Genomic DNA, 10617 nt, shown 5'->3' on the forward strand with positions numbered 1-10617 from the left:
CTACAATCATTCTCCTGTTTAAAATAAACATGATCAAATATAGTTATAGATATAAATATAAAAATCTTCCTATCTTGTAAAATGAAAGTACTCACCTATATTTAGATCTGATTCTCAATCAATCAAATGTTACTGAATAAAACTCACTTTCACTGGAAATCAAGATGAAGCATGTGTTTTTTGAAATTGAAATCACGTCTTCTCATTAATCGAATTACTGTTAAAAAACTAGCGATCCTTTCTTCGAATTATTGAGGAAAGGATCGCTAGTTTTTGTTGTATAATATGTGTACTAATACTAATAACAGGTGGTGTCCCGATAATTTCCAATCAAGAACCTTTAAACCTTAGTCCATTTATGGCTATTTACGATATCGTTGTGCACAAAGATCATATGCTGCGCCAAATCAATGAGCTCGTTGACTTTTCTTTTGTGCTTGAAGAATTGAGCAATAAATATTGTCTCGAAAATAGTCGCAATGCTGTTCCACCGATTCGCATGTTCAAATATTTATTGCTCAAATCCATTCTTGACATATCAGATATCGATGTCGTGGAACGTTCTAAATACGATATGTCGTTTAAATATTTCCTCGACATGGCACCGGAAGCTTCGGTAATTGACCCGAGTTCCTTAACTGAGTTCCGTAAACTTCGTCTTCAAGATGTTAACTTACTAGATATGCTCATTCAAAAGACGGTTGATATTGCACTGGAAAAAGAACTTATCAAAAGCAAATCCATCATCTTGGATGCCATGCATTCAAAAGCAAGCTATAACCAAAAAGCAGCGCAAGAATTTTTAATGGAAAAAGTGAAAAACGTTCGAGAAGCTGTTTATCAATTTGATGAATCGATGAAAGGGAAATTTCCATCTAAAATAACTTCTAGCGAAGTTAAAGATGAATTAACTTACATTGAGCAAGTGATTTCTGTGGTTGAAAAAAAGGCTCATCTTGTTCATATACCTGCAATAAAGGAGAAGTTAAATGAATTAAAGGAAGTCGTAGAAGATTATTCAGAACACCTTCATTTCTCGACCGATTCAGATGCACGAGTGGGTCATAAAATAGCTGACTCCTCTTTCATTCGTTATAAAACGCATCTTGCGATGAATGATGAACGAATTATTACAGCTGCTGTCATTACGACAGGTGATAATAGCGATGGAAAATACCTTCAAGATTTAATTGAAAAAAGCCAAAATACAGGAATGGAAATTGACACGGTTATTGAAGATTCCGCGAATTCAGGGAAAGATAGCATTCGCAATGGTCTATTTGGTATGCAGATGCAAGGAGCTATGGCCATATTTGCAGTAAACCTCAAACGCATTATGATTTTGATGAAGGATTCTAAGTAAGAAATCCGAAATAAAAAGGCAACATTTCGTTCAAAATCGAACGAAATGTCGCCTTTTAAAATTTAAACACACTTAGCAAATATTAATAACTATTTTCTAGTGCCTCCGCTTGCGCTAGAGTTTCTTTTGAAATCGCCATTCTGTACTTCAAAAAGTTGGAATAAGTCTTTTTTTATATAAGAAAGCAATAATGTTAAGCAATTTAGCTGGTATTTTCTTTGGAAATGAACGTTTTAGGTAAAATATACGAAAGGCACTTTTCAGATCACTCCACTGAGTACAATCTTTCTTCTGTCTAAAACGTGCAACATCAATAAGTTTTATTTCTCCTTTAGGCGTAATAAGTATATTTCTAAGATGGATATCTGAGGGGTTCAATTGTTTATCAGAAGCTAAGAATAATGCATAATCTATTTCATTGATATGCGCTTCCGTTATAACTATTCCATTCGTGATACATTCAAAAAGTGTTTGGCCTTCAATGTATTCCATTACGATATAATTTGAACCTGATTCATAAATAATCGGGAAATATGATATGTCTTTTAGAATTTCATAAATTTCAGACTCTTCTTTTGCTATATACATAAAATTAGGGAAAAACACTTTAATTACTATATCTGTGGCTTTCATTTTAAACACATATGCGCTTCTTCCAGTTCCAATAAGTGTTAAAGAGTCATCAAAATGAATTAACCTATTTTTCTTGTTTGAGATGTTGACTGTGTCAACAAGTGCTTGATACGTTTGCAAAGGTTAGACCCCCTGTGTTTATTATAAGAAAAATTAAGAGTAGTTATAACCAATAGTTGATCCTTATCTCTTAAAAATTAGTGAAATACAGGGTTCTTTAAAGGTAGTACATATAATTTCAGATACTTATCAGGGTAAGGAACTTGTCGAGAACAAATAAAGTAATGAGATGTTGCATTTGAGATTGGTGTTTCATCATCATTAAAATTCGGTTTTCATCGTGATAAATTTTAACTCAGTCATTTCTTCGACTGCATATTTAACACCTTCTCTGCCGTATCCACTCATCTTGACACCACCGTAAGGCATATTATCAACGCGGAAGGTTGGGATGTCGTTAATGATGACAGTGCCTGCTTCAATTTCGTTTGCTGCATGCATCGCGTCTGTTAATACATTCGTATAAATCCCTGCATTTAAGCCAAACTGTGATTCATTCACTAAATCAATTGCCTCATCCAAAGTGTCATAGGGAATGAGCGATACAACCGGTGCAAATACTTCTTCACAAACTACTTTCATGTTTTCTTTTACGTTTATTAAAACAGTTGGTAGTACTTGTCGTTCTGTAGACTCACCACCGGTTGCCACTTCTGCGCCTTGTGTTTTCGCTTCTTCTATCCATCCAACGATTCGCTCTACTTCATCTGGATGAATCATGGAACTGACATCTGTATTTTCATCGAGCGGGTCGCCAATTATTAAGTTCTTCGTTTCTTCAACGAATGCTTTTGCGAATTCGTCGTACACTTTACGATTCACGTAAATGCGTTGCAACGAAATGCAAACCTGTCCAGAAAAACTAAATGCTCCTTCTACACAACGTTTAACAATTTTTTCAATTGGCACACTCGGCTCGATAATTAAAGCAGAGTTGGAACCTAGTTCTAACGTGATTTTACGTAAGCCTATCTTTTCCTTAATCTTTAAGCCTACAGGTACGCTTCCTGTAAATGTTACTTTTTTAACTTCTGGATGAGTGATGAGTGATTCACTTAATTCGCTCCCGCTTCCGGTTACAATTTGTAATACTCCATCTGGTAAGCCTGCTTCTTTAAAAATATCTGCCATTGCAAGAGCGCTTAAAGGAGTTTGTGTTGCCGGCTTTAAGACGACTGTGTTCCCTACTGCAAAGGCTGGTCCTAATTTATGCGCAACCAAGTTGAATGGAAAATTAAATGGAGTAATTGCTGCTACTACGCCAATTGCTTCTTTTTTGGTCCATCCGATACGGTTGGCTCCACCTGGTGCTGCATCCATCGGGACGGTTTCACCACGATATTGCTTTGCCTCTTCAGCTGCAAATTGGTACGTAGCAATTGTTCGATCAATCTCTACTCTGGAAGACTTTAAAGGCTTCCCTGCTTCTTGCGCCAAAATTTTTGCTAACTCTTCTTTTCGTTCACGCATTATACTAACAACTTTGTATAACATTTCTGCTCGGTCATAGGCGGTCCATTTTTTGAAACTTTTGAATGCTTGAGCAGCCCCAAGAATTGCTACTTCTACATCCTCTGCAGAACCTTTGGCCACCTTTGCAATTAACTTGCCATCATAAGGGGCTTTTAATTCATACAGTGCACTTGCTTCTCGCCATTCTCCATTAATCCAAAGTCCAGTTTCTTTCATAAGAAACACCTCCTAAAAATATATACCCGTTTTTCTAACAGTTTATCACTAATCTTTGTTTGTTAGCGTTATTGTGGCTCAATGTTTTGAAGCATGTAGTTTTTAGGATTTAAGATCTTTTCTATTATTATATCTAGTCATTTAGCTTATTGGATATAGACTCTATTTAGCGGAAAAGGTTGCTGTACTTTAAGCAATTCACCAAGGAGACTAAATGATGGGCGGTTTTTATCGATAAATGCAGCTAAAAAATTTGAAAAGCATCACATTAAAAGAAATCAACTAGCTACTCATATAATTCTTGCTTTTAAACAATATCGTTTTGCGATTAATAATCATATCGTTTCAGGGCATAACAATAAAAAGCATTATAAGAAAGGATGAAACACATGACATTCAAAAATTCCATTGTCGCAATTTTAATGCTAACTTCTTTATTGACATTAGGAGCTTGTGGTCCTGAAGAACACGCTGAAATAACACAAGACACTACTAATAACAATATAAAAAATGATATCGATGATTCAGAAACTGGTGAAAATCCAGCTGATACTGGTGAATCTTATGGATTTAAAAAATTTGAACTCGAGGTCGATTATCCAGAGCAAGAGGAAGCGTTGAAAGTAAACTATAAGGAATCAAAAGACTCTACTGACGCAGAGTATAAAACTATAGGGAATGATATCGCTCTTGATTCAGGAGATGAGAATATTGATGCTACTGGTGACGAAGCGATGGCACATTTAAGAACATTATTGACAGCCCTACAATTAAAAGAAGATATGGATGATGAAAAAATTATTTCCCAAATCATTAAAACCTTTGATGTTAAAGATGATTATATAAAGATCGAAGCAGATATTACATGGTTCAATGATGAGACAACAAAAATTGAAGCGACTCAATAATAAGAGGGTATTTCTTAATGTTCTTGATAACCGGTCAGACGGCACAGTTGTGAGCCAGGAGTTGCTATGCTAATTATATCAAATGGCATCACCTGTCACATAATTGTGTCATTATAATGACATCTGTTTGAAGTGTGATATGTATCACACCTTATTGCTAGATAATCCCTTACGATTAGGTTGTAAAGAAATAAACAATCATTTATCAAATAGGGGGAACTACAATGAAAAAGTTTATTATAAGCACGATGATGATTGCATTAATATTAGTGTTAGCAGCATGTGGTGGAGACGATTCAACTAGCGGAGTTAATGACACTAGCGGTGGAGAAAGTCCCACTTCAAATACCGTAGAATTAGTAGCCTCTAATTGGGAATTTGAAAAAGACAGCTATTCTGTGCCAGCTGGAGAAGTTACAATTAATCTTGTCAATGGAGAAGGCTTCCACGGAATTACGATTGAAGGAACTGATGTGAAAATTGATGGCGACGGTTCAGCTACAACTTCTCTTGAACCCGGCGAATATAAAGTCATTTGTAGTGTACCTTGTGGTGAAGGTCATGCGGAAATGACAACACAACTAATCGTTGAATAATAAGTGCTGAACCGGAATTCAATAATTTTTTCAAAAATGCAGCGTTTCTTTCCGCTGCATTTTTGCTTGTCTATGAATTAAACTTTAAATTCTATAGTCTTCTAGATGAAAGGTGCAACGACCCAAAAATTTCATGATTTCTCACCCAACAAAGACTTTTTACATGAAAAAATTATCCATTTAAAGTAATATATAAGACACTTACCCCTTAGTGGAGTGAAAGGATGATTAGTATGCAAAAACAAATTAAATTAATTAATAGACCTAAAGCTACACCAACAAAAAAGAACTTTGAAATGGTGAATGCCCCGATTGGTGAAGCTTCTGAAGGAGAAATTCTTTTAAAAACTGTCTATATATCAGTTGATCCCTATTTACGCGGACGCATGAATGATGCAAAATCTTATGTCCCTCCTTTTCAGTTAAATGAAATGATTTCAAGTGGTGTTATTGCTCAAGTCGTATTCTCCAAGTCTTCTCTATTTAAAAAAGGGGATGTGGTTCTAGGATCCCTTCCATGGCAAGAATATAGCATTGCAAAAGAAAATGCTGTTCGAAAAATAGATCATACTATTGCCCCAGCATCTGCGTATTTAAGTGTGCTCGGAATGACTGGATTAACAGCTTACTTTGGTTTACTAGATATAGGAAAGCCAAAAGCAGGAGAAACGGTTGTCGTATCAGGAGCTGCAGGAGCTGTTGGTTCAATTGTTGGGCAAATTGCGAAAATTAAAGGTTCACACGTTGTTGGTATTGCTGGTTCTGATGAGAAAGTGAAGTTTCTTCTAGAAGAATTAGGTTTTGATGCAGCGATCAACTACAAAACACAAAATGTAGCGCAAGTTTTAAAGGAAGTATGTCCAAATGGCATTGATGTCTACTTTGAAAATGTAGGCGGTGAAATTTCTGACGCTATCTTCCCGCTATTAAATAATTTTGCTCGAATACCTGTATGTGGAGCAATTTCTGCTTACAATAACGAACACGCTGACGTTGGCCCCCGCGTGCAGGGCTACTTAATCAAAACAAGCTCTTTGATGCAAGGTTTTACTATTGGCAACTACTCTTCTCGTTATGGAGAAGGAGCAAAAGATTTGGCTACTTGGTTAACTCAAGGCAAATTGAAATATGAGGAAACGATTACAGAAGGTTTTGACCATACGATAGATGCATTTTTGGATCTTTTCAAAGGGACGAACATTGGAAAAGCCATCGTTAAAGTTTCTGATATCGAATAATTTTCAAGTGCGAAAAGTTCCGTTTTGGACTCGTTCCGAAACGGCTTTTCTTGTGGTATTATACAATCTGTTGTAATTACTTCTCTTACACAACTTAGTTATTTAAAGATTCGGAGGTAACAAAAACATGAGTGAATTTGATCGCGTGCGAGAAACCACTTCTTTTCAATCGGTCGAAACGTTAAAACAACAGTTGCAGACACTCGGTATTCAATCAGGTGACGCCATTATGGTCCATTCATCTATTAAATCGATGGGGTGGATTGCAGGAGGACCCAAAGCGGTCATCGACGCATTAATGGAAACCATTACGCCAGAAGGAACAATCGTTATGGCTGCACAATCCGCAGAGAACTCTGAGCCTTCCTATTGGATGTTGCCGCCTGTTCCAGAAGACTGGCATGAACCAATTCGACAACATATGCCTGCGTATGATCCTCATCTAACTCCACTACGAGGAATGGGTAAGATTGCTGAGTGTTTTCATCGCCATCCAAAAACCATTCGAAGCTATCACCCTGTACACAGCCTAATGGCTTGGGGTAAGCATGCAGAAAAATGGATGATGGAACATCCCCTGGAAGATTCTTTTGGAATGAGATCACCACTAGGCGCAATCTTAAATGAAAATGTCAAAATTTTATTAATTGGTGTGGGGTATGATTCCTGTACTGCTTTGCATCTATCTGAAAATTTACTTGAAGAAAAGACATATACGGATCAAGGGGCGGCCATGTTAGTAGACGGCGATCGAACATGGATTGAGTATCAGTCCATAGATGTAGACTCTGATCGTTTCCCTATGCTAGGTCAAGCTTTTGAAAGTACTCATTCACATGCATTGCATATTGGAAAGTTAGGTCAAGCTGAATGCCGTGTTATTCAAATGAACCCATTAATCCATTTTGGTGTGGAATGGTTAACAAATAACCCTGTTGTTGATGAAGATTGAACTAGTATTAATTACTTTTAATAAACCGGGTAAAAATAAACGCGGTCAACATTATTCCGATTCACCTTTTGCTTTTGCAGATGGGGAAAGGAGATGTTGCCAATGACAACTTTTGAAGCCTTAATGTTCGCAGTAGCGTTCGCCGGCTTAATCGTTTCAATACTTGCTTTTTCTCAACAAAAAAAGTAAACCGCCCCTGAGCCTACCAGCAATTGGGTGGTTTACTATTCACAGCTGATCGCCTTTGAAGCGATGCTATTTTATTACTAGACCGCTTGGTGCGCAAACACCACTTGGTCTTTTTTATTGTACTCACTTAATAGGGTCATTATACCAAAGTCAGTGAACAGAATCAAATACGGGATTTTTTTCTTAAGTTCCTTCGAGAAGTTAATTCATCGTTTATAATTGCATTTAGAACATAGATAAGTGTTTGACAGTGGGGACTGAAAGATATAATATATTACTTTTTCATACAAATTCTCTTATGATTTCTCCGCTGACGACTAAACTATAAGCCTTTGGGTCGTTTGTGTTTTAGAATTTTTTTGCTATTTAACCAAGCAGCCCAAGAGCTTTTTTGTTTTCATTATGTGAAAATCTAATTGGGAAAGAGTGTTATCAGACGGCAAAAGAAGTGGTTTCGATCTCAACGCCTCCTCCATAAAAACACCCCTTTAGATATATAGATCCAAAGAGTCAAAACATCGAGATTATTTTATAAACAACGAACTTTATTTATTAAAAGGCGACAACTAGTCACATTTGTACTTGGTTTTCTGAATCAATTAGATTTATTATCGAACAATGGTAACAGGGCACGGCGCATCGTGAAGGACGCCATAACTTACACTGCCCAGTACGACTCCAGCAACTGCTCCCAATCCACGATATCCCATTACAATTAAACTAGCTTCTGCTTCTTTTGTTTCCTGACAAATCTCAACTTTCGTTAGACCTGTACGTACCTTTGCTTGATACGGAACCCCTGCCTCTTCCATGATTCCCTTTGCTGTCTTTAATTGTTCGTCAGCCAACATCTGAGTGTATTCCTCTACATCATTTTTGCTAAAGAAATTTCTCACATTCGGTGAAGCGAAGTTAGGCTGTACATTTAATAAAATTATTTCCCCATCTGTTTTTTTGGCCAAATCAATCGCATACTGAAGTGCTTTAATTGAACCATTAGAGCCATCTGTCGGAACAACAATAACATTACTCATCTCATCACTCCTTATCTTCTTCATTATAGATAAAAGTGCACATTTTAGGTGTGGCATTTTTATTTATTGAATATTTATACAAGTATAGCAACAAATCAATTACATTTCTATAGCAGTATTCAAGGATTGATGATACTAAAACGAAAGGGGTTCGCATAATGGTATTGAAAAAAGGCATGGTCGTGGGGCGTGGGGAGTTTGGTGTCTTATTACGAAACGGACCGATTGGAAATCAATCAGAACCTGTAAGTCAATAATAAAACTGCCATAAAAGGGCAGCACATTATTTCGTTAATTGAATTAAGTACTTCCGAGAAATTTTATGAGATTTGCTCTAATTTTGATAACTAATCAATTACATTCATCAGGACTTCACAATCGCAAAAACCTCCCTGATTTTGAATTGACTTAATAACCTTAGATTTTTTATTTTTCGGTATATTCTCGTCCAGCCATTCTTTTGTATGAGTAAGTGTATGATTACAGCCAGAAGACTCTACTTTTTGCTCTAAATATCTTCCTAGCAATTCTAATTGTTCTGGAGAAATATTTAATTCTTGCCACTGTCTCCCATTCTCTTTTAACATAACTAGTCTTCTTAAGTCTTTCCGGTCTTTCCGGTCTTTCCCCCCTAATTCAATCACCTTTTGAAGGCAGTTTATTGCTTCGTTATAATTCAATAAATATTCTTCTGCCTGCGATAATAAACGCCAAGCTAGACTATTATCCTCATTCTGCTTAACAAACTCTTTCAAGCCTTTTCGTGCACTCAAAAGATATGGTATCGCTATTTTCTCAGGTGCCCTTCTCTGATCTGATCCTTGCATAGATAGCTTTTGTCCTTGTATAAGTTCGTTTTGCAGGTCATTTAAATTTACCACTATAACAACTCCTTTGGAGGTAACGTTTAACTTTTAAAGAAAGCTTATTATTGACTGATCTGTCCGCCAACCATCGATTCATTTATTTAACGATCATGTATTATTCTGAATAATTACTAGTAATAATTCTCGTGCCTTTTCGAAACTTTCAAGTTCTTTATAAAAATGAGGATAATTACTTATAGAATCTTTTAAAATTGAATATTTAGGATAAAGTGAATAAAAGTTTTTATATAGAACTTGCCTATGATTATTAGGGATTTTCTTATTACCTAACACATAGGAGGAACTTCCTGCGATAAGCATACAAAATTCATTAAAATCACCCACCAGCCAATCTACTTCTGAGATAATATCCTCGAAATCTTTTTCAATCTTTTCAATATCTTCGTTTGGGAATTCATTCATTAATTCTATATTATAAAGATTTTCAAGTTCGCTGATTAAGCCCTTTTTCATTTCTATCTCCACCTGTAAACAGTTTGTTTTTCTTAATATTATATCTAATAAAAATACCTTATTTAACTAAACTGCTCGTTCTAGGTTGACATAACAAGGATTCTCGGAATTTTGCCTCTTTATATCACTCATTATGGAATCTTACTTCTTTTTCATTTCTTCCATCCCTTAGGCATGTACACCATATATACATTCTTAATTTAATCGAATTTAGGCCTTTACTTTTCATGAATAATTATGCAATCCACTTTGAGTAATCACGAACCATTTAATCGTCCTTCCTTTGTTAAATTATTAAACACGTAAATTTCCCTTAAGAGTAGTTAATTTATTTACAAAACCGATCAGAAATAACACATTAAAGGGAGTCAGAATTCGTACATCTCTAGGGTTTTATATCCTTCATCAATAAAAGACATGTCAAAATTTACTTGCATCATTTTAACATGTCTTACCTATATTATTTATTAATTCTTGTAAATTAATCTTTCATTTTAACTCGTTGGTTCCTATGTTCGCGTCTAGCAGGACCAGATTTAAAAATACGCTGTTCCATTTCTGTTTCTGGCATTATGCCCGGGACTGGAATTGGTTTACAGATTTTCCGAACGAGAA

At 35.9% G+C, this 10617-nt stretch carries 10 protein-coding genes and 1 pseudogene; 6 read left to right on the forward strand and 5 right to left on the reverse strand.

The annotated features are described in order from the left end of the window. Positions 1-319 precede the first annotated feature (319 nt). A pseudogene (locus tag B371_RS0104720) lies at positions 320-1270 on the forward strand (transposase); the annotation flags it as partial. Between the two features lie 240 nt (positions 1271-1510). Here the strand turns inward: B371_RS0104720 and B371_RS0104725 are convergent. Together B371_RS0104725 and B371_RS0104730 are read right to left on the reverse strand one after the other, a co-directional pair. Next, positions 1511-2116 (reverse strand): hypothetical protein, encoded by a 606-nt coding sequence (locus B371_RS0104725; RefSeq protein ID WP_019413156.1) that lies wholly within the window; start codon positions 2114-2116, stop codon positions 1511-1513. A 201-nt stretch (positions 2117-2317) separates the two neighbouring features. Then, entirely contained in the window at positions 2318-3745 is a 1428-nt protein-coding gene (locus B371_RS0104730; RefSeq protein ID WP_019413157.1) for an aldehyde dehydrogenase family protein, read from the reverse strand. A 389-nt stretch (positions 3746-4134) separates the two neighbouring features. Between B371_RS0104730 and B371_RS0104735 the strand changes: the two genes are divergently transcribed. The 5 genes from B371_RS0104735 (at position 4135) to B371_RS24425 (ending at position 7628) form a co-directional block, all read left to right on the forward strand. Beyond that, positions 4135-4653, forward strand: coding sequence for a YusW family protein (locus tag B371_RS0104735; protein WP_019413158.1), 519 nt, complete (start codon positions 4135-4137; stop codon positions 4651-4653). Positions 4654-4877: 224 nt separating this feature from the next. Further along, positions 4878-5249 (forward strand): hypothetical protein, encoded by a 372-nt coding sequence (locus tag B371_RS0104740; RefSeq protein WP_019413159.1) that lies wholly within the window; start codon positions 4878-4880, stop codon positions 5247-5249. A gap of 224 nt (positions 5250-5473) precedes the next feature. Then, entirely contained in the window at positions 5474-6487 is a 1014-nt protein-coding gene (locus tag B371_RS0104745; protein WP_019413160.1) for an NADP-dependent oxidoreductase, read from the forward strand. A 127-nt stretch (positions 6488-6614) separates the two neighbouring features. After that, a complete protein-coding gene (locus tag B371_RS0104750) occupies positions 6615-7439 on the forward strand; it encodes an aminoglycoside N(3)-acetyltransferase (RefSeq protein ID WP_019413161.1) in 825 nt (274 codons plus the stop codon). Positions 7440-7541: 102 nt separating this feature from the next. Next, positions 7542-7628 carry a putative holin-like toxin gene (locus B371_RS24425; RefSeq protein WP_369751075.1) on the forward strand — a complete coding sequence of 29 codons (87 nt, stop codon included), beginning with the start codon at positions 7542-7544 and terminating at the stop codon, positions 7626-7628. A 608-nt stretch (positions 7629-8236) separates the two neighbouring features. Here B371_RS24425 and B371_RS0104765 read toward each other — a convergent pair. The 3 genes from B371_RS0104765 to B371_RS0104780 form a co-directional block, all read right to left on the reverse strand. Further along, a complete protein-coding gene (locus tag B371_RS0104765; protein ID WP_019413163.1) occupies positions 8237-8662 on the reverse strand; it encodes a universal stress protein in 426 nt (141 codons plus the stop codon). Between the two features lie 347 nt (positions 8663-9009). Further along, complete coding sequence (locus B371_RS0104775) at positions 9010-9543, reverse strand: DUF2695 domain-containing protein (RefSeq protein WP_019413165.1); 534 nt, start codon at positions 9541-9543, stop codon at positions 9010-9012. 93 nt (positions 9544-9636) lie between these two features. Then, positions 9637-10002, reverse strand: coding sequence for a YxiJ family protein (locus tag B371_RS0104780; RefSeq protein ID WP_019413166.1), 366 nt, complete (start codon positions 10000-10002; stop codon positions 9637-9639). Between the last annotated feature and the right edge of the window lie 615 nt (positions 10003-10617).

The organism is Paenisporosarcina sp. TG20, from assembly GCF_000286315.1.
GTDB lineage: Bacteria > Bacillota > Bacilli > Bacillales_A > Planococcaceae > Paenisporosarcina.